This is a genomic window from Candidatus Kuenenia sp. (assembly GCF_027493735.1).
In the GTDB taxonomy this organism is placed as follows: domain Bacteria; phylum Planctomycetota; class Brocadiia; order Brocadiales; family Brocadiaceae; genus Kuenenia; species Kuenenia stuttgartiensis_A.
In genome coordinates, this window is record NZ_JAOSKF010000003.1 from 1 (window position 1) to 24222 (window position 24222).

A 24222-nucleotide genomic window follows, 5' to 3' on the forward strand; every position below is an offset into this window, starting at 1 on the left:
CATCATCTCCTTCCACCCATTTTAACGCTTCCTTTATAGCGCCGCCAGTTCCGAGAGGCTTATCTTCTATTACATATTCGATATCCAAATTTTTATACCTTAAACCAAAATAGTTTTTAATAATTTCATGTTTATATCCAACAGAAAGCAGGATTTTTCGAATATTCTGGCATAATAAATAATCCATTAGATAGGATAGAAATGGGCGGCCGTTTATATCCGCCATAGGTTTTGGAATATCTTTTATAACACTTTGAAGCCTTGTGCCATAACCACCTGCCAAGATGATAGCCTCCATGAATTCTATTTGTACTCCGTTGCCATAACCATCGATTTAAACTCCTGGCTTTTATCGAACAATTCGTCATACACCCCATAGTCAGTAATAGTACCATCTTTTATGAAATAAAGCAGATTGCAATTTTTTATAGTACTTAAACGGTGCGCAATAATTATTGTTGTTTTTTCCCCACGTAGGTTTTTTACTGTCTGCATAATTTCCCATTCCGTTTCGTTATCCAATGAAGCAGTGCCCTCATCCATCACCAGCACCTCAGGATTACGATACAATGCCCTGGCAATACCTATGCGTTGCCGTTGGCCACCTGAAAGACGAATGCCCCGCTCCCCTACAAAAGTACCAAGTTTATCAGGTAGATTATTAACGAATTCCTTAAGTTGCGCAGATTCAAGAACCGACCAGATTTGATCCTCATCGATTTGTTCATCAGGCAAACCAAAAGCTATGTTCCGCCGAATGGTGTCATCGGAGAGATATATGCTCTGTGGAATGTAACCTATTCGGCGTTGCCAATCTGATAAATTATCTTTCATAATTTTACCATCGACCAATACCTCTCCATGTGTTGGCGTAAGCAGGCCGATAATCACATCCACAAGAGTAGTCTTACCCGCCCCCGATGGACCAACAAATCCGATAGAATAGTGCTTTGGAATTACGAGCGAAATACCGTTAAGAACAGCCTTCTCAGTATTGGGATATTGATAGGAAACGTTCTTAAGCTCTATTGCATTATCAAAGAAGGACTCTCCTGCGGGAAAGGAAACAGCAGGAGTTTTTGGTTTGTCCACTGTTTTTGCAATAACATCAGCAGGCGCCCTTTCAAATGAAGCAGGATGTTTATCGAAGGAAGTGAGTTCATTATAAACTATTTCAACCGAAGAACTGTTGTAGCGCATCAGTGTGGCGGCTGCAAAGATGCGGTTCATAGATGGTATGATTCGAAAAGCAGCCATTGCAAATAATGACAATGTGGGTATGATCGATCCCAAATCTTTATTCTGAGCCATCATTAATAGCATTATCAGGAACATACTCAAAATGCATATCGTCTCCAGAAATGGGCGAGGGAGTTGATTAATCACATAGAGAAATCTTTCTGCATTAACATATCCCTTGCTGTTTTTATTGTATTCATTAGCAAAGAACCCTTCCCTCCCCAGCACCTTGGTTTCCTTTATCCCGCCCAAACCCTGAGTAACCCAGCGGACCATCTGTTCGCCGAAATGATGCCTCATCTCACCGAGCTTCCCGATCTTTTTCCGAATTAACTTATAAAAAAAAATTGTAATAATGCCCAACACGCTTACTGCAATTATAGACGGCAGTGGTTTTAATATAATGAGTAGGCAAAGGATAGACAGAGTAGTTATTATTTCAATCACGAACATTATCGCATAAAGCAGAAAACCACTAAAAAGCGTAGAAACCGTAACGTTGATTTTATGCAATAATTCTGCGGTATTCCTTTGCACATGAAAGGTATAGGGCTGATTAAGATAGAAAACAAATAAACGGTGGGCAAACAATATCTGTTTATTATAAATGAATCTTGATTGTGCATAAGCCAATAAAACCAGGAAGACATTTTTGAGTAAATAAAATGCAATCAATCCTATTACAGCCCAAATTAAGAATTCTTTCAAGGACCCCATACCCATGAAAACATAAAACCAATGCAAGATTCTATAAGAGTGGATAACTTCCGGATTTTTAAGTATCGAAATAAAGGGGTACATTAGCCCCACCCCAAATGTCTCAAATAAGGCGCTTACAAGTATTAAAATAAACAGGGCAAATATCTGTAGCTTTTCTCTGCGGTTAAATAAATATAAAAATTTAGAAAAAATAGTTTTCATTTAGATGGCCTAACCCGAACGAGCCGGAAGAGAAAATTGTTCCACGCAAAGACGCAAGGGGCACAAAATTTCAAAAGATTATTTTCCCCCTTCTCAACCTGGTCTTGCAAAAAACCACAGAACCTCTTAATTCCCCTTATAAATTCATCCCATCTCATAGAATATCTCCCCTTTTTTAGTCCTACGTCTTTTTCTTCTTTTCCCGTTCCAAAACTACTTGAATTAATTTCAAAACAGCATCTTTAATGTGATAGCCAGGACAAGAAGACAATGGATGGCGTATAAACACGTCCATTCAAAATATGGATTTATAAGCAGCAGTTTCATTTTCCACCTCGTGTTTTTCAAAGCCAAGCATGCCGCTTTTCTCTACAATTCTCTTTTTATCTATCACAGAGAAGCCCCTCTAAGATTTTCTCTATGGAGAAAAACACTTAATTCGCAACAGGTTCAAATTCTATTTTTTCTATTCTTGACAAAACCTTAGGGCGAATATTTTTGATCAGTATATATACCACCCGCCCACCATCCGCTTCGATGTTTTTTCCCAATTGAAGATTAAATCTCTTTAATTCTTTGTCAAATTCAGGCAAAAGCACAACCTTTGCATCCAGTGGTATCTTTGTTTCAACTTCCGGATGTTCAAACAAATACCTGCTAAACTCAGCGCTTAGCTCAATATTGCGCTCTATCATTTCTTTTTCCTTGCACATCACCCCTCCTCCAAAAATCTCTTTTTGTAATACTCTCAATTAGATTTTAGATCATTTTCAGCAAAAGTTAATGCACTGTTATTGTCTTGATTAAATAAAGGTGTTTTCTTTACATCTCCATTGACACTCATCAAATCCCCATGTACAAATCCACGAGCAGTATCATATCTGACAACAGGACACCATTTATCATTAATTCTTGTCTTATATGGTACCCTGAAAAATACTATCTTTCCTCCCTCATGTCTCATGAATATGCCGATGTCTGTATCTATCGTTGATTACAATCATTATGACATATTCTATTTTTTTGGCAGCCATATCTTCACAAAATTCCTCTGTCTGAATATCCACATTCTCAGCAAACTGTAGTCTTGTAGAAGGTTTATCTCTCCTATCAGGGCAAAGTTTGACAGGACATTGTTGTCCATAAGTATCATTCAGCACTTTCCCTGGTACCTCTTGCAGCTATCCCTTCGGCTACTATTTCTTCTATCGTTTCTACACCTATCCTGACAGGTATGCCTTTTGATAAAAGTTGCCCTCTCAGCTTAACCGGGTGAATCCCCAATAGTTCTGCCGCTTTTCCAGGATTTATCTCTCCGTCAATATAGGCGCCTACTATCAATTTCTCCCTTAATTCAGGCTCTTTATTCAAAAGTTCAGCAATAGCATTGGGAATTACAGGGACATCATACTTAATTCAGGAGAGGCTTCTTTTCCTTTTGAGACCTCTTTGGGCCAGGTTTTTGCTTATGGAGTATTCTTCCATGGGCATTTTCAAGCTGGACTAAAAAACTGTTAGCGCCAGGAAGTCTTCCGGTTCGTTCATGACATCTAACCTCTTCGACTTCTTCTTCCGATAGACCGCTGGTAAGAAAATCGTCCCACTTGCCAAACATCTCAAGCAACGGCTCTACATGCACAAGACGGTCATCTCTCCCAGCAAGGGTGGTACAGTCATTCCTGCCTGTATTTCGCACAGGCAAAATGCCTGTGCCAACCCGTATAGGCAGGCAGCTTGTGTATTAAATATCACAAGCAGTATGCTTGTGTTACATTGTGCAGATAATTACAAAAAATCGGGAATGCACCTCCCAGCAATGTGTGCCGGTGCACTACTCCATCGGTACTCCTGTAGTTTCTTAACTAATTTTGCTCTCACCGGATTCAGTTCAACATAGCGTGCGGCTAAGTACAAATGGGTTTTGTCTATTAAGGAAGAGGCAAAACGTCCTTGTGACAGGCGCCCTCTCCAGCCTTCCCGGAAGTTTACGCGACTTGTGTAGCGTCGATGCACTTATCCAATCGCCTGACTAAGCGCATTTCCAGAGGACGGACCCCAATCAGGTGTACATGGTTTGGTAGCAAGCAATATGCACATATTTCAATGTCCCAGCGCCTACACCACTGAGACATCAAGTATATGTAGCCTCACAATCCTAGTCGCAGAAGAATGCCTGCAAATGTCGACTTCCTCGTTGAGTAATATGATGTGGCGTTTCCGGAACTACCATATGCGCAATTCTGGACATGAACACCTCTTAACTATTTTAATAATGAAGTCAATAATTTATGTATGGTGTCCCCAGAACTAAAAGGAATCTTTTTCAGTTCAGCTTTCGGCCTTCCTTTTACCATTAGCAACAAAAGTTTTAATATCTACTGGATTTTTAAATCTAGTATAGCGTTTCATTAGAATATCTACATTGATACCGTCATTGCGAGCGACAGCGAAGCAATCTTAAGTCTTTTGGGAACAAGAGATTGCTTCGTCGCTCCACTCCTCGCAATGACATTTTTTACGTACACATTTTAACGAAACGATGTACGAGAAACCGGAGTTTGGGAGCAAGTCGGTATTAAACGATAATATTTACGCTGAACAGTTACTCTGTAAGAGCAAAACGCTCCTCACAGGGGAATTCTTTCGAAAGTTCAAACAGTTCCATAGCAAGTGCATAAGCTTTCTGATACACCCGGAAGTCAGAGGGCAGAGACTAGAAGTCAGAAGTCGGAAGTCAGGGGTCGGAGGGCAGAAGTCGGAGGTCTGCGGTCGAGTCTTTTTTTCTAATGAGTTGACCAGTGAATTTAGTTCTTTTCCATATTTCATGGATAAGATATGAGGTAATAGTTCACCGTAAAGGGCGCGGATAACACGGAGAAAACAAATACCCGTGGGCACCTGCATAATTTTCTGTTTTTATCTCCTAAAAACCTCTGCGATTGTTCGATTGAGCTCACGACGAAGTCCCAGCGTTCTCTGCGGCAAGCTAAATTGTTACGATATGAGTTTTTCATGTTAGAGCAATTTTTCAATTTCTTCCATATTCTTTGATATTTTCACCGCCTCTTTTATTGCCTCCAGTTTCTCTATTACTACTATTTTACTGATACGTTCCAGAAGCCTTAAACCTTCAACGCCATACTTTAGCTCCAAACCAATCTCTATCGCTTCTTTTAGGCCTTCTATCCGGCCTTCTACTCTACCTTCTACTTTACCTTCTACTTTACCTTCCGCCCTACCGGCCATTTTGCCTTTTTCTATTAATCTGGCTGCTATTGTCATGCTTAATCTACCTCCTTCTTCCGATATCTCTTTTAGGGTATCTATTACCCTTTCTTCCTCTATATCCGACGCATAGTACAAATACCTGATCACACTTTCCAGAAACTTTAATCCTTCACCCTCTTCAAAATACTGCTTCCCTATTTCAAAGAATGCCTTTAGCTTGTCTCCCAGAATTTTGTCATTATATATATTCCTCATTAATAACATGGTTATTTGAAGGGATACCCTTCTAAATGCCCTGTCCTTTATTTCCTCATTACTATAACAACTCAGATCCGTCAGCAGATATTCAAATTCCGGTATAAATCTAAAGAATACCTCGTCTATCCCTTCAAAATAGTCTCTGAATCTCCTGACTTTCCACGCATCTTTGCCATGATACAATATCACCGGAATTACCGGCATGAGCCTTTGTGACTGCTTGCTGTTTGCTTCCCATATCTTTAAAAGGTATTTCATCAACTGTAGATACGGACATGCTACGGCATAACTCTTGTGCTCGAATAAAAGGGTTATCCGGAGTTCTTTGTCTTTACAGAAACAGGTATATACAATGTCTGAGAAATGTTCTTTTAGTTCTTCGTCGATATATGAATTATTATCCTGTGTTAAAGTGGATAAATCCAGCTTTTTCAAAATTTCAGGGGGAAATGTTCCCTGGAGAAAATCGATTACATTTTTCTTTATGGAAAAGGTCTCTTTGAAAAATTTGTCGTGTGGATTGATTATTTCCATTGATGCTCTTTCTGTAACATTTATCTTTTGATTCGTTAATTGGTTTTAATCTGAGGTCATAGGTCAGAAGTCAGAGATCAGAGACCAGAGACCAGAGGTCAGAGGTCAGAGATCAGGGGGCGGAGATCAGAAACGGCTTTGGATTATTGATCATACTCCCAAGCATTTTTCCAACTTCTAAGCAAATAGACGTCAGCTCCTTATGATGTTTGTCCGTAATGTAGTTGCAGTCTCGTGCAAAGTCTAACCATGTATCTGTTTCACTGTTTTCTCCGTCACAGTCTGTAAGTTTGCTTACAAAATGTGCAGGGTAACGCCTTTTTGCCCAAGCTTCTCTCAGGTTGGCGCAGACTGATCTTGATGATCGGCGTATTTGATCTGTAAGAGCAAAACGCTCCTCACAGTGGAATTCTTTCGAAAGTTCAAACAGTTCCATAGCAAGTGCATAAGCTTTCTGATACACCCGCAAATCCTTAGCTGATTCAATTTTCATATTATCCAGAGGCCTGAAGTCAGAGGTCAGAGGTCTGCATTAGAACGGTTGAGTCGTTAAGACGTTAAATGGTTGATTAGATAATAAACAGTTGGCAGTTTGGCCGTGAGCGGTCAAAGGTCAAAAACAGGCTGACAAGCTGACAAGCATGCAAGATTTATTAAAAATCAGGATGACATCTTACTCTCTACATCTTTTTTAAACTGCTCAATAAGTTTCTCGCCTATCCAGAAGCCGTTCAACCGTAACTTATTTATCTCATGGATTGGTTCTTTTATTAAGCCTTTCGTCCATGCAAATCTAATAACACCAACTGTGCCAATCATTTTCAGATTAACAGTCCTTGCAAAATTACGTGGCTCTCTGTTGTCAAGTAAAAGAATGCTTTTTTTAATCTCCTGTCCCAGCGTTATAACTTCGGCTTCGCCTTCATCAAGAATGGTCTGCAATACTTCAACTTCTGGCCTGTTTTTCACAGAAACAACTCTTATCCATTCTTTACATGCCTCCTCTATTACATTCGCTCCCTGTTTTCCTCTTCCTTCTACAACAACTTCCTTATACACAGCCTCAGGAATAACTATTTCCGACCATAATTTTCTTAAGATATGCAGTTGTTCAATTCCCACAAGTCCTATTAATGGAGAAGCATTGGAAATAACAACAGGCATTATGATAATTCCCTGATTGTTTCTAAATCTTCCTCATACTCAGCCAAATCATAATGCAAAGGGATTTTCCTTTCTCTTAAAAATTCCAGAAAGTCCCATACTGATAACCCTGAAAATTGTCTTGCCTGACCAAAACTTAAAAGTTTTTTTTCAAAAAAATAAACTGAAAGTTCTTTTTTTAGCGTTTCACTTACTTCACTTTCACGCAAACCAAGCGCTTTTATCACTCTTTCTGGTATTTCTATATCATATTTAACAGGCATATAGCACATTCCCCATTTATAAAAAGTAAGGCGGAAAACTGGCAAAGGGTAAATAGTTCAAATTCGAGGTAAGTGGGCAAAGATCGGAAGTCAGAAGCCAGAGGTCAGAGGTCTGCATTAGAACGGTTGATTCGTTAAGACGTTAAATGGTTGATTAGATAATAAACAGTTGGCAGCGAGCGGTCAAAGGTCAAAACAGGCTGACAAGCGGACAAGCATGCAAGATTTATTAAAAATCAGGATGACATCTTACTCTCTACATCAAAGGCAATATTCTTCACGTCAATACGAGGATCGGAAGCTTCCGAATCTCTTCCGCTATGAGGTGATGTCCCTTACACTCCTTGTCGTCGTAAGCTATGTCAATATCATTCGTTTTAGTAAAAAGGAAACAGTGCCTGGACTCCGTCCCTCTCAGTTACATGGATATCATATGTGTAACTTATTATATTGCGGTACTTATGAATAACTTGCCCGCCTGCCAGTGAAACGAGATTGTCGCTCCATGTTAGACGTCACCCTTACAGTCCGTTTACCTATGCGCGTGGCAGTAAAGAATTGTTTGAATTGTTAAACGTTTAGAATTTCAAACGTTTGGCATAATAAACACTTCTTCGGGGATTGTCAATCCAGAAATGGGAAAACTTGTTAAATAGTTGAAGTCTGAGGTCTGGGACAAATTGAGTAGCGATAGTAAAAAGCATTTATTTTTAGAAGAACCTGTTTTTTTCTTGCATTTGAATTGTTTCTAGAGTATTAAATTCTGCATGAATCCATTTCTCAGTGAAAAAACCCGAATAGAATTTAAAAAAGCACATAAGAAAGAGCCTCATAGACGTCATGCCGACCGAATCAAAGCTATACTTCTTCTTGATTCAGGATGGAGTTATGAAAAAGTAGCAGAGGCGCTCTTGTTAGACGATCAAACAATCAGGAATTACGAAAAACTATACAAAGATAAAGGTTTTGACGGGCTTTTATCTGACAATTATATTGGCTGTGTGCCAAAACTCACCTGCGAACAAGAAGAACAATTAAAAGATCATATCAGGAAAAACAACTATAGTGCGGCAAAAGAAATTGTTGAATATGTAAAACAGACATTCAATAAAATCTATACACCCGAAGGAATGGTACATACCCTCGATAGATTAGGCTTTACTTACAAGAAAACTACAATAGTTCCAGGCAAAGCAAACCCTGAAAAACAAAAAGAATTTATCGAAAACTACAAACAACTCAAAGAAGAGAAAGCCCCTGGAGATAAGATACTTTTTATGGATGGAGTTCATCCACAGCACAATTCTACGTCTGCATATTGCTGGATAGAGAAAGGCAAAAAGAAGGAAATACCCTCTAATACCGGCAGGAAAAGAATAAATTTAAACGGTGCTATTGACATAGAAACCTTTGAAGTAACAATCCGGGAAGATGAAAGCATCAATGCTCAATCAACAATAAAGCTTTTCCATGAAATAGAGTCAAGGTATGCTCAAGCCGGTACTATTTACATAATCTCTGATAATGCTAAATATTACAGGTCTAAATTGGTCAAAGAATACCTTGCAAATTCGAGAATAAAGATCAAATTTCTCCCTTCCTATTCACCCAATTTAAATCTCATTGAAAGATTATGGAAATTCTTTCGCAAAAAAATATTGTATAACAAGTATTATGATACTTATGAGAAGTTTAAAAACAAATGTTTAAGTTTTTTCAAAAATATTAACGAGTATACAGATGAATTGTCTACTCTTTTAACTGAAAATTTTCAAATTATTGGCGAGCAAATTTCGAAAATCTGATTTGTTTGACTATATCTCTATTGTCTCGCTAAACGCCGCTATTTTATCTAACGATGGCTTCCCGTACAAATTTTCAATATCTTTCATTTCTTCCTTTGAAATCAAAGGTATATTTTTAAGAAATATCTCCACAATTTCTTCGTGCAAAACCTCTCTTACCGCTTCTTTAATAAGTTTATAAAGTTCTTCTTTTTCTGTAATAACTTTCATGAAGCTAATCCTCCCGTTAATCTTATTTAATTTTATCTTGGAAAAAGGAGACACATCCCACTTATTGAGAATTCATGGGACGCCATACTTAATTTTGGAGATGCTTCTTTTCCTTTTGAGACCTCTTTGGGCCAGGTTTTTGCTTATGGAGTATTCTTCCAGGAGCATTTTCAAGCTGGACTAAAAAACTGTCAGCGCCAGGAGGTCTTCCGGTTCGCCCATGACATCGAACCTCTTCGACTTCTTCTTCCGATAGACCGCTGGTAAGAAAATCGTCCCACTTGCCAAACATCTCAAGCAACGACTCTACATGCACAAGACGGTCGTCTCCCCCAGCAAGGGTGGTACAGGCATTCCTGCCTGTATTCCGCACAGGCAAAATGCCTGTGCCACGGCTAAGCACAAATGGGTTTTGTCTATTGGGAAAGAGGCAAAACGTCCTTACCGCAGGCGTCCTCTCCAGCCTTCCCGGAAGTTTACGCGACGTGTGTAGCGTCGATGCACTTATCCAATCGCCTGACTAAGCCCATTTTCAGAGGGCGGAACCGCAATCAGGTGTAAATGGTTTGGCGGCAAGCAATATGCCCATATTTCAATGTCCCAGCGCCTACACCACTGAGACCTCAAGTCTATGTAGCCTCACAATCCTAGTCGCAGAAGAATGCCTGCAAACGTCGATTTCCTCGTTGAGTAATTATGATGTGACGTTTCCGGAACTACCACATGCGCAATTCTGGACATGAACACCTCTTAACTATTTTAATAATGAAGTCAATAATTATGTATGATGTCCCCAGAACTATCAGTCAATTGACGCCTCACTATATTTTGATTAAAGAAAAGTGGATTATGGAAAATAACGATAAATATAGCCAAACAAATATGATTTTAGAGATTTGGCGATAAAATGGCTTTCTAAAAAACAGATTTATTTGACTAGGCATATTATCAAACACACCCCTAAATCCCCTCTTGATAGAGGGGACTTCTTATCTCCCCTCTAAAAAGAGGGGCCGGGGGTGTGTAAATTTTTCGAAAACCTTATTTGTTTGACTATATCTTTACGATGTAATACACGCATAAAAACCAGTGTATTATTATTCAATCTAACTCCTATTCTATATTCCCCAATACGAATCCGGTAATATGGTTTGTTATTTTTTAACTTTCTTAAATTCTTCACTTTGTCTATATCAGGTAATTTGGGAATATCTTCGAAAACCATAGTTTTAATTTTCTCATAATAATGGGAACCTTTTAGCGCTCCCAAATCCTTTATAAAACTTGATATATACTCCGTCTTCATTTCTTTTCAAGTTCATTTAATGCCTTTTCCAGGCTCATAGACGCTTCATTTTCAACCTCATTCATTGCCAGAACTAATCCTTCATCTTCAACCCAATCAAGAAAACGTTGATAATCATCAAAATCCATAATTATTTTGGTAATGTGCCCTTTAGAATCTGTTATAAATTCTTTTGCAAATGGAAGGGTTTTTGTTTTCATCGTTTTTTCTCCAATAAATTTTTATTACCATCAAGTCAATTAACACTAAGGCAATCATACTTATCAACCTTTGACGAATTCAGGGACGCCATACTCAATTTTGGAGATGCTTCTTTTCCTTTTGAGACCTCTTTGGGCCAGATTCTTGCTTATGGAGTATTCTTCCAGGAGCATTTTCAAGCTGGACTAAAAAACTGTCGGGTGCATTCCCGATTGTTTGTAAGCGTTCATGGAGTCGGGGCAAAACAACCCTGACAGGGTTTGAAACCCTGTCAGGGTTAACACTACTGCAACGTTTCATAAAACATGGCGGAAATCACAAAAAATCGGGAATACACCCAAAACTGTCGGCGCTAAGAGGTCTTCCGGCTCGCTCATGACATCGGGCCTTTTCAACTTCTCCTTCCGATAGACCTCTGGAAAGAAACTCGTCCCACTTGCCAAACATCTCAAACAACGGCTCTACAGGCACAAGACGGTCATCTCTCCCAGCAATGTGCGCGGATGCGCTACCCCATCGGTGCCCCTGCAGTTTCTTAACTAATGTTGCTCTCACCAGATTCAGTTCAGCATAGCGTGCGGCTAAGTACAAATGGGTTTTGTCCATTGGGAAAGAGGCAAAACGTCCTTACCACAGGCGTCCTCTCCAGCCTTCCCGGAAGTTTACGCGGCGTGTGTAGCGTCGATGCGCTTCTCCAATCGCCTGACTAAGCGCATTTTCAGAGGGCGGAACCGCAATCAGGTGTACATGGTTTGGCAGCAAGCAATATGCACATATTTCAATGTCCCAGCGCCTACACCACTGAAACGTCAAGTTTATGTATACCTCATAATCCTCGTCGCATAAGAATGTCTGCAAACGTCGTTTTCCTCGTTGAGTAATATGATGTGACGTTTCCGGAACTACCATATGCGCAATTCTGGACATGAACACCTCTTAACTATTTTAATAATGAAGTCAATAATTTATGTATGATGTCCCCAGAACTATCAATTGCACTGGAAACTTTGTTTCCAGTGCGGGTCTGACTTGACAAATTACAAACTGTCTTAACCCTGTGATTTTATTCCCTATCTATCAGCAAACAGGCGAGAAACCGGAGTTTCTCGAACAAATGCATTCCCAAACAGATACTTCACTATGTTCAGTACAAGGTTTGGGAACGAGCCGTGTATCGTCTACGCTGAATAGTTACCTTTTTTTAGATGAGGATGGTCTTCGATAATTTCATCAGGAGTTATACCACCGCCTAATTTACGGAGTATATGTTCCACAGTAATACGAGTACCTTTAATTACAGACTTCCCAAACATATCCTTTCATGTAAGTTCATTCCTCACTCCTCCTTTCATTATTTTCGCTGCAAGGTGAATCTTTCATTTTATGTTAATCCTCTCCTTTGATTTCTTCTATAATTTCTTCAAGGGGTTTTTTGTCGAATATCTTTGTTCTGTCTTTGGTGTAATCTCCATAACCTTTTTCGTATTCCAAAATGAATAGCGTTGCGCCGCTTGCTCCTAAGCGTTCAACGAGGGCGTCCCATCCTATCTCTTTAACCTCACTAATTGTCTTCGCCATATTGCATTACCTCCTCCAGAAATTTCAATATACTACAAACCTTCACTCTAAGCATTTCTGAGAATTCTTTGGCTCTTTTTATTATACCATCATCACAGGTAACAAAGTATTCGGCATTCTCATGCTCTGCCATAGCTATGTGCACGGCATCCATCCCCCTCATACCTAAACCAACAATCTCTTTCGCCCTCTCAGCCAGAGATTCAGAAAACTTTGCATGCGCCTTTGTCATGGCAAGGTATGTCTTAATCCTGATTCGTCTGTCAGGATCAGGCGTCATACCGTTTTCATATTCAAGGGCATCGGAGTTGATACTCGTTATTTTCCCATCTTCAATCCACTTAAGAATAATATAAAAAGCCCTTGCCTCAATCAAAACCCTCTCATTGCCCTGATCATCAAAGGGTCTGTTATACACGCAGTTATCAAAATAAACTTTTATCATACTCCATAATCCAGACTGATTATAAGAGGCTTGCTATTAAAATTTTGGCCCAGGAAGAGCCTTTGTTGAGGATAACCTTTTTTCTTCAACTATAAATATCAATTCTATGTTCACAATCAAGCTTGACGCTTTTGTATTCAAAAGGAAGAGGCCTTTGTTGCTCAAACTTCAGACAGTGTAATTACTCTGCACTTTTTAGATATGCCTACCCTAACCCTGCAGAGGATGTTCTCGGATCTGCCGGAACTGCTGATAGCAAAAACCACATCTCCTTCGCCCGCGAACATTTCAATCGGCATTTCAAGATTGTATGCCTTATCCGGATGCACAGCTTTCATGATTTCTTCATATCATCTTCCAGATATTTCATTATGGCATTTACAAAATAAACAGCCTCAGATAAAGTGTCCTGAGCCCTTTCTTTTGAGATTGGTTTAGAGGTCTTGTAGGGGTGCATTCCCGATTTTTTGTGACTTCCGCCATGTTTTAATAAAACGTACAGTAGTGTTAACCCTGACAGGGTTTGAAACCCTGTCAGGGTTGTTTTGCCCCAACTCCATGAACACTTACAAAAAATCGGGAATGCTCCCAAAACTGTCGGCGCTAAGAGGTCTTCCGGCTCGCTCATGACATCGGTCCTTTTCAACTTCTCCTTCCGATAGACCTCTGGAAAGAAACTCGTCCCACTTGCCAAACATCTCAAGCAACGGCTCTCCATGCACAAGACGATCATCTCTCCCAGCAAGGGTGCATTCCCGATTTTTTGTAAATATAGTCAAAAAAATAAGGTTTTCGGAAGATGAATAATAAAATTTATTGCAAGGGTGGTACAGGCATTCCTGCCTGTATTCCGCACAGGCAAAATGTGCCACTAGGCTAAACACAAATGGGTTTTGTCTATTGGGAAAGAGGCAAAACGTCCTTGCCGCAGGTGGCCTCTCCAGCCTTCCCGGAAATTTACGCGATGTGTGTAGCGTCGATGCGCTTCTCCAATCGCCTGGCTAAGCGCATTTTCAGAGGGCGGAACCTAATCAGGTGTACATGGTTTGGCAGCAAGCAATATGCCCATATTTCAATGTCTGAGCGCCTACACCACTGAAACGTCAAGTCTATGTAGCCTCACAATCCTAGTCGCAGAAGAATGCCTGCATACGTCGACTTCCTCGTTGAGTAATATGATGTGGCGTTTCCGGAACTACCACACGAGCAATTCCGGACATGAACACCTCTTAACTATTTTAATAATGAAGTCAATAATTATGTATGGTGCCCCGGAACTTGAGCCACACTGACAGGTTCTCTATCTTCTTCGTAACTCACGATTACCCCTCCTGATTCTTCAATCGCATCAACTGGAGGGTCATCACAAAGAACACGTAAAAGAACATCCGCTTCAATATTAGAATGTTCTATAAAAATTTTTTGTCAAATGAGGTTCCGTCTCCGATTACAATACATTTCCCAAAAGCCTTGAGCCATGACAAATGGCAACAACCTCAATAAGTTCTCCTTTAATACGATAAACGATTCTGTAATTCTCATAAATCTTTTCTCGTAAATCTTCATCTCCATACTCAGGAACCATTCGTCCAGACTTGGGAAATTGAGGAATTGATTTAACAATGACATTTACTTTTCTCGCAAAAAGAGCAGCATAATATTTGCGATGTACTCACAAATTTCTTCAAAATCGGAGGCAGCCCGTGGAGACCATTTTATATTGTATGCCATTTAGACACTGTCCAAAAATAATTTGGTATTTTTATTAATTTAGTTAAGTGAAATTGTATAATTCCAATCTGGCAAGACACTGTGTTTGTTTATGTTTATTTCTTTCATTTGGTCATCAGTGATTTTGATTCCTTTTTGGTATTCTTTCTCGTTAAGAATGGTTTGTACGAGAAGACCCGCTGTTGTTGTAGTGCCAGCAATTAAACTTAGCATAACATCATAAGACCTCAAAGGATTCCCCTCCCAATTTTTACTGATAAAACTAAACAGACGATGTTCTACCGGATTCCATTTTGATGCTCCTGAGGGATAGTGGCAAATCCTGATGGAGAGTCCGTAAACTTTACAAATATTTTGATAAAGCGCATATTTCCACAACCGGGGACGAAATCCGTTGCTCCCTCCTGCGTCACAAAGAATAAGGAGTTCTTTTGCGCATGGATACCTCTTCCAACCAAATTCATCCAGCCAAATCTTAATTGACTCGACTGCAAATTCCGGTGTGTCATAGGACGTACCAACAATAACTGTCCCTAAATTAGTCAGCAATTCATAGATACCAAACGGACATCCAACACCAATTGCCTGAGAACGAAAATCATGGGCCAAAACTTCATTTACTATTTTTGTCCACGCCTTGCCCTCATTTCTGAAATTACCTATCAATTCCTTTTTCTTACTGTCAACACTGATTATTGGCTGACCAGAATCTTCAAAATACTTTTTTGTCTCATTAATAATTTCAAACTGTCTATTACGGTCCGGATGACGTGTCTCTGCTATCGTTTTGCGATTTACTCTCAGAGAATAATCCATGTCCTTAAGAAGCCTACTAACTGTTGTTGCACATACGCTTACACCTCTATCACCGCATTCTTTTTTTAGAGTACGTGTGCTTCTTCTCGTCCATATTTTTCCTTTACCCATTGGGTCTCCTGCAGTATCGCCCTCCATCAATTCTTCAAGAAGTTTTACCACATCAGTTTTTTTTTAATCGAAGAACGACCTGCACCAACCTTACGTATCCGTCCCGGTGTAATGTTCTTACTCGAAAGTTCCCGACGCCCCTTGGCAATTGTTTTTACATTTATGCCGGTTAGCTGTGAAAGTCTTAAATCGCCGCCATGTCCCAGTTTCATTGATTCTAAACCAAGATAAAGCCGTTTCTGCCTTTCATCAAGTATGGAAAGAAATGTCTGCAGGCAATCCGTAACCACTTCACTCCCAAAGCCGGGAATTAATACCTTTTCTTCCTTACAAGCACACAACATGATTGACTGTTTACGTCTGGCGAGTTGATCCGTACCTAACACCTTGGAGATATACAAATATTCTCCGGCAATCTGCTCGCGCAAGACCCTTCCAGATACCACTAATTGAGTCAGTGCATTAAAGACTCGCACATGTACCAGCGTTTGAAGCTCCGAGGCAAAATAACCTTCCTGGGATTTATTAATGATGGCCTCGAGAGTATCTACAAGACTTCCTTGTTGAGAAAAATATATTTGATTGAAACTCCAAATGCCATATTTATTATAGCTTGCAAGTGTATCCAGTGTATGGTATTTGCCCGCATGGGAATAACTCGCACGATGTCCGAGCGATTTTAGCTTCCTGAAAACCGTTGCTTTTGAAGTCGTTCCCAAAGCTTCTTTGATACTGTCCAGAGTTAAAACGACATCCCTGCTGAATAGTCCCAAGAGCTTGCGATGAGAATACTTAGCTAAACGCATAATGACACCATTAGGATTAATACGCCGGATAAAATACCACTTAATCCTAATGTTATCATAATGGCTGGAGGGTGTCAATGCCTATATTTACTAGTTGTAACGGCTATTACCGTGACATACACAAAGACACTACAACGATACTATTGGTACTATACAATACCATGTTATTTGTGGTCGCTCCCAAAGGATGTATTTTTGATTTTTTAATTGTGCTTTTCATAAAAAACAGCTTCCTTTTATCTTATGCAATCTAATAGAACTAAACCTCTGTTTTTTCTTTATCAAATTTAATAGTAGGAACGGAAATTTTGGGGGCTTTTGCAATCCGTTCAGTATTTTCTAATAATCTTGTTATCCGTCGTCCTACATCCGCTTTTACTACTTTTTCACCGCATTGGGGACATACACCTGCCGGCACATCTTCCACAACAATAAGTTCACCTCGAATCCAGAAATCTTGTTTTATATATTTTTCTTCCATAGATGTATTGCAAATTTCACATTCTCCATAATCATATTCCTTTTTCCTATTCTTTATCTTCATGTTATCACCTCTAAAGTGCGTACGTTGTAATCAATAACAACTTTCCTGTGCTTTTAATCCTGCAGATAACTGCTATTTCTCTCCCATCCTTTGCAGGACAGACAATTTCATAACGTGTGCCTCTTGGGTCTCTAGTAAATTTACGTCTTATTTTACCATTAGCAATTGCCATTTCGATATCTGCAAAGATAAGGTTGTCATTCCCCATTTCCTCAAAAAAATGGGGGATAGTAAACTCGTATTCTTGCTTTACAACCTTTTGTCGAATCTTATGAATAATATTCAGGAACGACCCTTTTGTTTAGAAAATAAATGTTTCATAGTATGTTGATGCATCTTGCCCTATGAAAGTTCTTCTATTTCTTTATAAGGGTAAAGTGTACCATTCTTTACATGCCTCCGCTATTACATTTGCTCCCTGTTTTCCTCTTCCTTCTACAACAACTTCCTTATACACAGCCTTTGGAGATAACAACAGGCATTATGATAATTCCCTGATTGTTTCTAAATCTTCCTCATACTCAGCCAAATCATAATGCAAAGGGATTTTCCTTTCTCTTAAAAATTCCAGAAAGTCCCATACTGATAACCCTGAAAATTGTCTTGCCTGACCAAAACTTAAAAGTTTTTTTCAAAAAAATAAACTGAAAGTTCTTTTTTTAGCGTTTCACTTACTTCACTTTCACGCAAACCAAGCGCTTTTATCACTCTTTCTGGTATTTCTATATCATATTTAATAGGCATATAGCACATTCCCCATTTATAAAAAGTAAGGCGGAAAACTGGCAAAGGTCAGAGGTCAGAGGTCTGCATTAGAACGGTTGAGTCGTTAAGACGTTAAATGGTTGATTAGATAATAGACAGTTGGCAGTGAGCGGTCAAAGGTCAAAACAGGCTGACAAGCGGACAAGCATGCAATATTTATTAAAAATCAGGATGACATCTTACTCTCTACATCAAAGACAATATTCTTCACGCCGATACGATGATCGGAAGCTTCCGAATCTCTTCTTCTATAAGATAATGTCCCTTACACTCCTTGTCGCCGTAAGCTATGTCAATATCACTCGTTTTGGTAAAAAGAAAAACAGTGCCTGGACTCCGTCCCTCTCTGTTACATGGATATTATATGTGTAACTTATTATATTGCGGTACTTATGAATAACTTGATGCTGGAAGAGCCACCATTCACAGCGAGGAGATATTTTTCTTCCGACTTCATAATGCATTGTTCTTCTACTTTAAAGTGCTTTGTATCTTCAGTGGGCATCTGCGAATCAATAATCATAGTTTTATTACGTCTCCAGGCCCTGGGATATCAACGGATTGGAAACCATGGTCACTAAGTTTCGTTTTCAAAGTCTCCTGAGATTTTGGTTCTCCATGCACAAGAATGACCTTCTCCAGATGCCCTTTACTTCGGAGGGCATCAGCGAAGCGAAGCAATCCATTCTGATCTGCGTGGCCGGAAAAACCGTTCAGAACAACCACTTCGGCTTCGAGGCGGCGCATGACTCCATAAATTTTAACTTCAGGCCGCTTTTCCACCAATCTTCTCCCTAAGGTGTGTTCTGCCTGATATCCAACGATAATAACGGTGTTCCTGGCGTCCCCGATCGTGGCAGCAAGATGATGCAGGATTCTGCCACCTTCGCACATACCGCTTGCTGAAATTACAATGGAGGGCTCGGTAGACGAAGAGATTTTCTTTGAGTCTTCGACACTTGAAATATACTTTAGACCTGGAAATTCAAAGGGCGAATTCTCACTATGAAGTAGAGCGAAGGCCTCCGTGTCGTAACACTCCGGGTGCAGTTTGAAGACGTCCGTCAGTTTCACGGTGAGAGGAGAATCAATGTATACCGGAATTGAAGGAATCCGCTTTTGGTCATGGAGTTTCTTGAGTGCATAGATGATCTCCTGGGCACGTTCCAGAGCAAAGGATGGAATGACAATTTTCCCGCCCTTTTTACCGGTGCGATTAATCACTTCAGCCAGTGCCTCAATCGTCAATTCAATAGGAGCGTGAAGTCGGTCTCCATAGGTGCTTTCCGTCAGGAGACATGAAATCCCATCTGGAATTTCCGGGTCCCGCAAAATGGGAAGATGCTTGCGGCCTAAGTCACCCGTAAAAGCGAGACGCACTTTTTGACCATCGTCTTCGACATCGATAACGGATATAGCGCTTCCCAATACATGGCCTGCATCGAAAAATGACAATGAAATGCCTGGGGCAATGGTCTGTTTTCTATGGTAGGGAATTCCTATAAACTGCGACAGCGTGCCGGCCACATCTCTTTCGCCATAAAGAGGTTCGACGGGATCGAGATGCTTAGCGCCGCGTGATATGAGTTTTTGAATGTGTTCGGCATCACCCTTCATGATCCATGCTGTATCCATCAACATGGGCGAGCAAAGATCCCGAGTGGCTGGAGTAGCGTAGATAGGGCCTCGATAGCCATTTTTGAAAATGCATGGCAGAGCGCCCGAATGGTCGATATGGGCATGGGATAATACGATGGCATCGAGCTGTTTACCATCTATAGAGAAATTTCGGTTTTTCTCGTCGGCCTCCTTGCGATGGCCTTGGAACAAACCGCAGTCCAGCAATACAGATGCGCGTGATGTGCGGATCAAATGTTTAGATCCGGTGACGGTCTTCGCTGCGCCTATAAATTCCAGTTCTATCATCGTGCATCCTCCTTAATTCGACATTTTGAAAACTTCGCCTTAGCGATCGCGGGGCAAACCGCTTCTTTTTCTTTCGGCAGGCGATTTTTGAGCAGTTCAAATGCTGTTTGAACATCGTCTACGTGATGAATAAGATTTAAGTCTTTCCTGTCGATCATCCCATGCTTCACGAGCGAATCGAAATTGATCACTTCTTTCCAATACTCCGAGCCGTAGAGAAAAATGAGAATGTCCCGGTCAAGCTTTTGCGTCTGAGCCAGTGTTAGCATCTCCATAAACTCATCCAGCGTCCCGAATCCCCCAGGAAACACAATGAGTGCCCGTGCCAAATGCGTAAACCATAGTTTGCGCATGAAAAAGTAGTGAAACTCAAATAAGAGCGATGGGGTGACGTAAGGGTTCGGGCGCTGTTCGTGAGGCAGACCTATGTTGAGTCCGATAGTGCTACCACCTGCATCCACAGCGCCTCGATTTGCCGCTTCCATAATGCCGCCGCCTCCACCGGTACAGATCACAAATCGCCTTGAACCGGAAAGGCCGCATGACCATTCGGTCAGAAGCTGCGCCAACAGGCGAGCATCTTTGTAGTACTGTCCGAGCGCCCCGTCTTCCTTCATTCTTGCAGATCCGAAAAAAACAATTGTGTCCTGAATCCCTTCCCGCCGAAGCCGGTAAAGAGGTTCAAGGTACTCGGCCAGGATGCGAAGAGGCCTTCCGTCGTCGCTGTCTAGAAATATTTGATTATGATAAGCGGGTTCAGCAGCAATTGGTCTATCAGGGTGGTTCATAGTTCCTCCTTGGCTAGTATAGCGTTTCATTAAAAATCTACATTGATACCGTCATTGTGAGCAACAGCTAAGCAATCTTAAGTCCTTTTGGAACAAGAGATTGCTTAGTCGCTCCACTCATCGCAATGACATTTTTTTACGTACGCATTTTAACGAAACGATGTACCAGATAGAAAGCAGAATAAATATTTATTTCAAAAAATAAAATGGTTTTTACAACAGACTCTCTTCGTATCACTTATAGAACATCCCGCTTCCCAGTATCTCAAGCATCTCTTCCGTAATTTCTTCCTGTCTGGTGTACATCTGAACAGAATTAAGGTTCGAGAGCTGTCTTTTTAAAGTTTCTGATGCGCCGTCCATGCTTCTCAGCCGATACCAGTTCTCGCTTCTGAGCGACTCCATATAACATCGGTAAAGACTGATAAATAAAAATTCTTCTAAGATTTTATTAAAAATAATCTTTGGTTTAAGGTAGGTAAACGGTGGAATTCTGGTTGGGCTTAAAGCGTTTACTTTATTAATATCAGGAGGGAGGATTTGTTCCACAGAAATTTCAGCCTTTTTTTCAAAAATATAGGTAAAGACAAAGGTAAGCTTATAGTATTCCTCCTTTTTGTAAATATTCATTATTTTCGAAACAGTCTCTTTTAAAGCTGGCCGTATACCGTTAATGCTCGCTACGGAATCGCTGTAATCTTCATAAGGTACATGTTTTAATTCAAAAGACGATTTTAATCTCTTCCCTATAACAAACAGGATATCATTGCCGGTAATTACAGAAGAAACGACATCAACCATTTTTTCATTAAAGGAACCACATAACCCCTGCGAGGAACCGAAGACCACGAGAATTTTTTTCCCTTTACTTTGTTCCTTCAATGAAATTCCAGGATAATGCGTTATGATATCGGCCATTGCCAAAAGCATATTTTTTTCATATGCCCTTATATTCTGAACAAGATCCTCTGTTCTCCTCATTGTGACTCCGGCATATGCTTTCATAACACCGACTATGTCTCCAATGATATATGATGCCCGTATCTTTTTTTCGATATCTAAGGAAGAAAGCATATTTATACCTTTTCCTTTGCGATAAAATCTTTTAATGTTCCTAAGTCTGTTTTCCCGAGCAATCCATCCTGAATAATACGATTTATAATTTCCGGGAATGCAGGCGTAATCTTTTTAATTATTTCATCACACACTTTTCTTACCGATGGAATTGTTACATTATCAAGTATTCCAGATTCTATAATGATGAAGCTTAATACTTCATGTTCAAGGGGGAATGGATGGAACTGCGGCTGTTTAAGGATTTCCCTTAACCGTTCTCCGCGTCTGATGAGTTTTGCGGTTTCTTCCTCTAAATGCGCCCCGAATTTCGTAAACACCTCCACTTCAATGAATCTTGAATAGTCTATTTTCAGCCTGTCGGCTACGGCTTTCATCGCTTCTACCTGGGCCTTCCCCCCTATTCTTGATACCGATTTGCCGACGTCCACCGCCGGTCGAATACCTTTGTTAAACAGTAATGTATCTAAATATATCTGCCCGTCTGTTATCGAGATAAGATTTGTGGGGATATATGACGATATCCTGCCTTGCTGGGTTTCCACTATTGGAAGGGCGGTGATGGAACCTCCACCGTTCTTTTGATTCAGTTTTGCAGACCTTTCGAGGAGTCTTGAGTGTATAAAAAATATATCTCCAGGATATGCCTCTCTACCAGGAGGTCTCTTTAATAAAAGGCTTAACGAGCGATACGCATCGGCATGTTTCGTAAGATCGTCGTAAACGATTAAGACGTCTTTACCCTTGTAGAGGAAATACTCGGCTATGGCGGTGGCGCTGTAAGGTGCAATAAATTGGAGACCCAGAGAGTTTGAAGCATCGGCAATTACGAATATAGTCCTCGAGAAATCACCGTATTTTTTTATTTCTTCAATGATTTTTAATACGTGAGACTTTTTCTGTCCAATGACTACATAAATAGAAATTACACGGGAGTTTTTTTGATTGATGACGGTATCAATAGCAATGGATGACTTCCCTGTTGAGGGATCTCCGATAATCAATTCTCGTTGTCCCTTACCTATGGCAAGCATAGAGTCAATAACTTTAATACCCGTATAAAGAGGTTCGGTAATAAAGTCTCTTTGCAGCAAAGAAGGGGCATCCCGTTCTACCGGACAGGACAGACATTCTTTCAATTCCGGCCCATTATCAATGGGATTTCCAAGGGCGCCCAGCACCCTTCCCAGAAGCCCTTCAGTTGCATTTACCGAGGCAATCCTATCAGTTTTGTACGCCGTATCACCGGCCCGTATCCCATTGCGCCCGGTAAGCAACACTACTGCTATACTATCAACACCGAGATCAAATGATATCCCCTCATCGCCACTTTCAAACAGTATAAGTTCGTAGAGTTTTGCATCTCTCAAACCGGCAATATGTACAATACCATCCCCTACAGATAGTACCTTTCCCTCTTCAGTGAACCCAATAGAGAATCTGCTGGTTTTGGCTTTTTCTCTTATTTTTTCAAAAAAAGCCGTTAGTTCTTTTTCCATTTACCTGGTTTCTCTGAGCTGTGAAGCAAGTGCATTTACCTGGCCTGCCAGTGAGGAATCGTAAATCATATCGTAGACCTTTATCCTTACTCCTGCGATAAGAGTCTCATCAATGGTCGTATTCATTTTTACTTTTTTTGCAAGCTGTGATTCAAGTGTTTCTTTAAATGTTTTTACATCATCCAGAGGTAATGGGTATGCGGTAAAGAGTTCTATATTTAATATCTCCTCTTTTCCTTTTATTTTGGAAATATCAGAAACAATTTTCCCGTTCTCCTTCAAGAGCTTTCTAAATATAGACCTATGAAGCTCTTCGTCTGAAATGTCTTTTAAAAGATTTGAAGCGAAAACAGAGACCATCTCAAGGGTCTTATTTTTCAGTTCTAATTCTATCCTTATTTTTTCTGCATCAATCAAAGCCTTTTCTTTTTCGTTTATTTTGGCAGCCTCTTTATTTGCCTCATCGAGTAACTTACTCCTGTCTTTAAGGGCTTCTTCCCTCGTCTGTTCGAGCATTTGGCTTTGAAGTTCCTTTACCTTGTTCAATTCTTTCTGGTTTTTTTCCTTAAGTTCCAGCGCCTCTTTCTTTGTCTTTTCGGCATCCTCTACCGTTTTTGCTATAAGCCCTCTTCGTTTTTCAATAATTTCACGTATGGGCTTGTACAATATCCTTCTAAGGATATAGAGCAAAACAACAAAGTTTATTATCTGAAATAAAAGTGTCCAGATATTGAATTTCATTTTAAAATATACCCGATAAGAGGATTTGCAAAAAGGACAATCAAAGCGATAACAAATGCGTATATGGCAATGGATTCAATCAGCGCCATTCCGACAAAAAGCACCCTCATAATTTTGTCGGACGCCTCAGGCTGTCTTGCTGTGGCGTCAAGGGCCTCGGTAAGGGCATTTCCAAGCGCTTTTGCCGGCCCGTAACCACCGATAGCCATTACAAAGGCCGCTGCCAGTATCGAAACAGAAATAACTACGGTTTTGGCGTCCATATAAGC

Annotated in this window: 33 protein-coding genes and 1 pseudogene; 1 reads left to right on the top strand and 33 read right to left on the bottom strand. The window is 40.3% G+C overall.

The features are described from left to right. The 11 genes from M5U24_RS02625 to M5U24_RS02675 all read right to left on the bottom strand — a co-directional run. Positions 1-298, bottom strand: a 298-nt coding sequence (locus tag M5U24_RS02625) for a sugar phosphate nucleotidyltransferase (protein ID WP_298201464.1), incomplete at its 3' end; no start/stop codon positions are given. A 5-nt stretch (positions 299-303) separates the two neighbouring features. Continuing rightward, positions 304-2160: an ABC transporter ATP-binding protein gene (locus tag M5U24_RS02630; protein ID WP_099325459.1), complete on the bottom strand. Its 1857-nt coding sequence runs from the start codon at positions 2158-2160 to the stop codon at positions 304-306. A 434-nt stretch (positions 2161-2594) separates the two neighbouring features. Next, positions 2595-2873: a DUF5647 family protein gene (locus M5U24_RS02635; RefSeq protein ID WP_099325458.1), complete on the bottom strand. Its 279-nt coding sequence runs from the start codon at positions 2871-2873 to the stop codon at positions 2595-2597. Positions 2874-2908: 35 nt separating this feature from the next. Next, entirely contained in the window at positions 2909-3124 is a 216-nt protein-coding gene (locus M5U24_RS02640) for a hypothetical protein (RefSeq protein WP_099325457.1), read from the bottom strand. Then, entirely contained in the window at positions 3114-3320 is a 207-nt protein-coding gene (locus M5U24_RS02645; RefSeq protein ID WP_099325456.1) for a hypothetical protein, read from the bottom strand. The genes M5U24_RS02640 and M5U24_RS02645 overlap by 11 nt, the downstream gene beginning before the upstream one ends. Next, positions 3310-3576, bottom strand: a complete 267-nt coding sequence (locus tag M5U24_RS02650; protein ID WP_099325455.1) for a UPF0175 family protein — start codon at positions 3574-3576, stop codon at positions 3310-3312. The genes M5U24_RS02645 and M5U24_RS02650 overlap by 11 nt, the downstream gene beginning before the upstream one ends. Beyond that, the gene (locus tag M5U24_RS02655) at positions 3572-3862 is read right to left on the bottom strand and encodes a hypothetical protein (protein ID WP_157820544.1); all 291 of its coding nucleotides are present in this window, start codon (positions 3860-3862) and stop codon (positions 3572-3574) included. Before M5U24_RS02655 ends, M5U24_RS02650 begins: the two co-directional genes overlap by 5 nt. Positions 3863-5175: 1313 nt before the next feature. After that, the gene (locus M5U24_RS02660) at positions 5176-6180 is read right to left on the bottom strand and encodes an Rpn family recombination-promoting nuclease/putative transposase (RefSeq protein ID WP_099325453.1); all 1005 of its coding nucleotides are present in this window, start codon (positions 6178-6180) and stop codon (positions 5176-5178) included. Between the two features lie 112 nt (positions 6181-6292). Next, on the bottom strand, positions 6293-6673 hold the full coding sequence (locus M5U24_RS02665; protein WP_099325452.1) for a four helix bundle protein: 381 nt from the start codon (positions 6671-6673) through the stop codon (positions 6293-6295). Positions 6674-6840: 167 nt separating this feature from the next. Beyond that, positions 6841-7344, bottom strand: a complete 504-nt coding sequence (locus M5U24_RS02670; RefSeq protein ID WP_099325451.1) for a DUF3368 domain-containing protein — start codon at positions 7342-7344, stop codon at positions 6841-6843. Further along, positions 7344-7607: a UPF0175 family protein gene (locus M5U24_RS02675; RefSeq protein ID WP_157820543.1), complete on the bottom strand. Its 264-nt coding sequence runs from the start codon at positions 7605-7607 to the stop codon at positions 7344-7346. Before M5U24_RS02675 ends, M5U24_RS02670 begins: the two co-directional genes overlap by 1 nt. Before the next feature lie 767 nt (positions 7608-8374). Between M5U24_RS02675 and M5U24_RS02680 the strand changes: the two genes are divergently transcribed. After that, a complete protein-coding gene (locus M5U24_RS02680; protein ID WP_099324671.1) occupies positions 8375-9412 on the top strand; it encodes an IS630 family transposase in 1038 nt (345 codons plus the stop codon). Between the two features lie 9 nt (positions 9413-9421). Here the strand turns inward: M5U24_RS02680 and M5U24_RS02685 are convergent, their stop codons facing one another. The 22 genes and pseudogenes from M5U24_RS02685 to atpE all read right to left on the bottom strand — a co-directional run bounded on the left by M5U24_RS02685 (position 9422) and on the right by atpE (position 24216). Beyond that, entirely contained in the window at positions 9422-9622 is a 201-nt protein-coding gene (locus M5U24_RS02685; protein WP_099325449.1) for a hypothetical protein, read from the bottom strand. Positions 9623-9710: 88 nt separating this feature from the next. Further along, positions 9711-10025 (bottom strand): hypothetical protein, encoded by a 315-nt coding sequence (locus M5U24_RS02690; RefSeq protein ID WP_205713339.1) that lies wholly within the window; start codon positions 10023-10025, stop codon positions 9711-9713. Positions 10026-10924: 899 nt separating this feature from the next. Then, positions 10925-11128 carry a hypothetical protein gene (locus M5U24_RS02695; RefSeq protein ID WP_099325447.1) on the bottom strand — a complete coding sequence of 68 codons (204 nt, stop codon included), beginning with the start codon at positions 11126-11128 and terminating at the stop codon, positions 10925-10927. Between the two features lie 316 nt (positions 11129-11444). Further along, a complete protein-coding gene (locus tag M5U24_RS02700) occupies positions 11445-11735 on the bottom strand; it encodes a hypothetical protein (RefSeq protein ID WP_197705179.1) in 291 nt (96 codons plus the stop codon). A gap of 21 nt (positions 11736-11756) precedes the next feature. Beyond that, positions 11757-12056: a transposase gene (locus tag M5U24_RS02705; protein ID WP_197705178.1), complete on the bottom strand. Its 300-nt coding sequence runs from the start codon at positions 12054-12056 to the stop codon at positions 11757-11759. 459 nt (positions 12057-12515) lie between these two features. Then, complete coding sequence (locus M5U24_RS02710; RefSeq protein WP_099325445.1) at positions 12516-12707, bottom strand: hypothetical protein; 192 nt, start codon at positions 12705-12707, stop codon at positions 12516-12518. Beyond that, positions 12691-13152 (bottom strand): PIN domain-containing protein, encoded by a 462-nt coding sequence (locus M5U24_RS02715; RefSeq protein ID WP_099325444.1) that lies wholly within the window; start codon positions 13150-13152, stop codon positions 12691-12693. The genes M5U24_RS02710 and M5U24_RS02715 overlap by 17 nt, the downstream gene beginning before the upstream one ends. Before the next feature lie 161 nt (positions 13153-13313). Beyond that, the gene (locus M5U24_RS02720; protein ID WP_157820542.1) at positions 13314-13490 is read right to left on the bottom strand and encodes a hypothetical protein; all 177 of its coding nucleotides are present in this window, start codon (positions 13488-13490) and stop codon (positions 13314-13316) included. Beyond that, the gene (locus tag M5U24_RS02725) at positions 13487-13798 is read right to left on the bottom strand and encodes a hypothetical protein (protein ID WP_298201470.1); all 312 of its coding nucleotides are present in this window, start codon (positions 13796-13798) and stop codon (positions 13487-13489) included. The genes M5U24_RS02720 and M5U24_RS02725 overlap by 4 nt, the downstream gene beginning before the upstream one ends. An 801-nt stretch (positions 13799-14599) precedes the next feature. Further along, a pseudogene (locus tag M5U24_RS02730) lies at positions 14600-14806 on the bottom strand (type II toxin-antitoxin system RelE/ParE family toxin); the annotation flags it as partial. Positions 14807-14922: 116 nt separating this feature from the next. Beyond that, positions 14923-15861, bottom strand: a complete 939-nt coding sequence (locus M5U24_RS02735) for an ISAzo13 family transposase (RefSeq protein ID WP_099326881.1) — start codon at positions 15859-15861, stop codon at positions 14923-14925. Then, positions 15855-16616 (bottom strand): hypothetical protein, encoded by a 762-nt coding sequence (locus M5U24_RS02740; protein ID WP_099325837.1) that lies wholly within the window; start codon positions 16614-16616, stop codon positions 15855-15857. Before M5U24_RS02740 ends, M5U24_RS02735 begins: the two co-directional genes overlap by 7 nt. A 259-nt stretch (positions 16617-16875) precedes the next feature. Then, entirely contained in the window at positions 16876-17160 is a 285-nt protein-coding gene (locus M5U24_RS02745; protein ID WP_099325439.1) for a type II toxin-antitoxin system MqsA family antitoxin, read from the bottom strand. Positions 17161-17170: 10 nt separating this feature from the next. Further along, the gene (locus M5U24_RS02750; protein WP_315850892.1) at positions 17171-17446 is read right to left on the bottom strand and encodes a DUF4258 domain-containing protein; all 276 of its coding nucleotides are present in this window, start codon (positions 17444-17446) and stop codon (positions 17171-17173) included. 332 nt (positions 17447-17778) lie between these two features. Further along, positions 17779-17904 carry a hypothetical protein gene (locus M5U24_RS02755; RefSeq protein ID WP_298201473.1) on the bottom strand — a complete coding sequence of 42 codons (126 nt, stop codon included), beginning with the start codon at positions 17902-17904 and terminating at the stop codon, positions 17779-17781. Positions 17905-18301: 397 nt separating this feature from the next. Beyond that, the gene (locus M5U24_RS02760; protein ID WP_157820539.1) at positions 18302-18448 is read right to left on the bottom strand and encodes a hypothetical protein; all 147 of its coding nucleotides are present in this window, start codon (positions 18446-18448) and stop codon (positions 18302-18304) included. Continuing rightward, positions 18445-19851, bottom strand: a complete 1407-nt coding sequence (locus M5U24_RS02765) for an MBL fold metallo-hydrolase (protein WP_197705176.1) — start codon at positions 19849-19851, stop codon at positions 18445-18447. Before M5U24_RS02765 ends, M5U24_RS02760 begins: the two co-directional genes overlap by 4 nt. Continuing rightward, positions 19848-20639 (bottom strand): TIGR00730 family Rossman fold protein, encoded by a 792-nt coding sequence (locus M5U24_RS02770; protein ID WP_099325437.1) that lies wholly within the window; start codon positions 20637-20639, stop codon positions 19848-19850. The genes M5U24_RS02765 and M5U24_RS02770 overlap by 4 nt, the downstream gene beginning before the upstream one ends. Positions 20640-20873: 234 nt before the next feature. Further along, the gene (locus M5U24_RS02775; RefSeq protein WP_099325436.1) at positions 20874-21713 is read right to left on the bottom strand and encodes a F0F1 ATP synthase subunit gamma; all 840 of its coding nucleotides are present in this window, start codon (positions 21711-21713) and stop codon (positions 20874-20876) included. Between the two features lie 2 nt (positions 21714-21715). Continuing rightward, the gene (locus tag M5U24_RS02780; RefSeq protein ID WP_298201475.1) at positions 21716-23212 is read right to left on the bottom strand and encodes a F0F1 ATP synthase subunit alpha; all 1497 of its coding nucleotides are present in this window, start codon (positions 23210-23212) and stop codon (positions 21716-21718) included. Continuing rightward, positions 23213-23953 (bottom strand): F0F1 ATP synthase subunit B, encoded by a 741-nt coding sequence (gene atpF / locus M5U24_RS02785; RefSeq protein WP_099325434.1) that lies wholly within the window; start codon positions 23951-23953, stop codon positions 23213-23215. Continuing rightward, positions 23950-24216 carry an ATP synthase F0 subunit C gene (atpE, locus tag M5U24_RS02790; protein WP_099325433.1) on the bottom strand — a complete coding sequence of 89 codons (267 nt, stop codon included), beginning with the start codon at positions 24214-24216 and terminating at the stop codon, positions 23950-23952. The genes atpF and atpE overlap by 4 nt, the downstream gene beginning before the upstream one ends. Positions 24217-24222 lie beyond the last annotated feature (6 nt).

Excerpts from the sequence above, each read along its gene's own strand:
- M5U24_RS02775 (WP_099325436.1), bottom strand. The coding sequence starts at position 21,713 with ATGCTTTCTTCCTTAGATATCGAAAAAAAGATACGGGCATCATATATC.
- M5U24_RS02660 (WP_099325453.1), bottom strand. The coding sequence starts at position 6,180 with ATGGAAATAATCAATCCACACGACAAATTTTTCAAAGAGACCTTTTCC.
- M5U24_RS02635 (WP_099325458.1), bottom strand. The coding sequence starts at position 2,873 with ATGTGCAAGGAAAAAGAAATGATAGAGCGCAATATTGAGCTAAGCGCT.
- M5U24_RS02720 (WP_157820542.1), bottom strand. The coding sequence starts at position 13,490 with ATGAAAGCTGTGCATCCGGATAAGGCATACAATCTTGAAATGCCGATT.
- M5U24_RS02705 (WP_197705178.1), bottom strand. The coding sequence starts at position 12,056 with ATGTCCAGAATTGCGCATATGGTAGTTCCGGAAACGTCACATCATATT.
- M5U24_RS02640 (WP_099325457.1), bottom strand. The coding sequence starts at position 3,124 with ATGAGACATGAGGGAGGAAAGATAGTATTTTTCAGGGTACCATATAAG.
- M5U24_RS02630 (WP_099325459.1), bottom strand. The coding sequence starts at position 2,160 with ATGAAAACTATTTTTTCTAAATTTTTATATTTATTTAACCGCAGAGAA.
- M5U24_RS02760 (WP_157820539.1), bottom strand. The coding sequence starts at position 18,448 with ATGATTATTGATTCGCAGATGCCCACTGAAGATACAAAGCACTTTAAA.
- M5U24_RS02695 (WP_099325447.1), bottom strand. The coding sequence starts at position 11,128 with ATGAAAACAAAAACCCTTCCATTTGCAAAAGAATTTATAACAGATTCT.
- atpE (WP_099325433.1), bottom strand. The coding sequence starts at position 24,216 with ATGGACGCCAAAACCGTAGTTATTTCTGTTTCGATACTGGCAGCGGCC.
- M5U24_RS02665 (WP_099325452.1), bottom strand. The coding sequence starts at position 6,673 with ATGAAAATTGAATCAGCTAAGGATTTGCGGGTGTATCAGAAAGCTTAT.
- M5U24_RS02710 (WP_099325445.1), bottom strand. The coding sequence starts at position 12,707 with ATGGCGAAGACAATTAGTGAGGTTAAAGAGATAGGATGGGACGCCCTC.
- M5U24_RS02680 (WP_099324671.1), top strand. The coding sequence starts at position 8,375 with ATGAATCCATTTCTCAGTGAAAAAACCCGAATAGAATTTAAAAAAGCA.
- M5U24_RS02740 (WP_099325837.1), bottom strand. The coding sequence starts at position 16,616 with ATGCGTTTAGCTAAGTATTCTCATCGCAAGCTCTTGGGACTATTCAGC.
- M5U24_RS02700 (WP_197705179.1), bottom strand. The coding sequence starts at position 11,735 with ATGGACAAAACCCATTTGTACTTAGCCGCACGCTATGCTGAACTGAAT.
- atpF (WP_099325434.1), bottom strand. The coding sequence starts at position 23,953 with ATGAAATTCAATATCTGGACACTTTTATTTCAGATAATAAACTTTGTT.
- M5U24_RS02755 (WP_298201473.1), bottom strand. The coding sequence starts at position 17,904 with ATGCCTATTAAATATGATATAGAAATACCAGAAAGAGTGATAAAAGCG.
- M5U24_RS02780 (WP_298201475.1), bottom strand. The coding sequence starts at position 23,212 with ATGGAAAAAGAACTAACGGCTTTTTTTGAAAAAATAAGAGAAAAAGCC.
- M5U24_RS02715 (WP_099325444.1), bottom strand. The coding sequence starts at position 13,152 with ATGATAAAAGTTTATTTTGATAACTGCGTGTATAACAGACCCTTTGAT.
- M5U24_RS02675 (WP_157820543.1), bottom strand. The coding sequence starts at position 7,607 with ATGCCTGTTAAATATGATATAGAAATACCAGAAAGAGTGATAAAAGCG.
- M5U24_RS02670 (WP_099325451.1), bottom strand. The coding sequence starts at position 7,344 with ATGCCTGTTGTTATTTCCAATGCTTCTCCATTAATAGGACTTGTGGGA.
- M5U24_RS02765 (WP_197705176.1), bottom strand. The coding sequence starts at position 19,851 with ATGATAGAACTGGAATTTATAGGCGCAGCGAAGACCGTCACCGGATCT.
- M5U24_RS02685 (WP_099325449.1), bottom strand. The coding sequence starts at position 9,622 with ATGAAAGTTATTACAGAAAAAGAAGAACTTTATAAACTTATTAAAGAA.
- M5U24_RS02770 (WP_099325437.1), bottom strand. The coding sequence starts at position 20,639 with ATGAACCACCCTGATAGACCAATTGCTGCTGAACCCGCTTATCATAAT.
- M5U24_RS02745 (WP_099325439.1), bottom strand. The coding sequence starts at position 17,160 with ATGAAGATAAAGAATAGGAAAAAGGAATATGATTATGGAGAATGTGAA.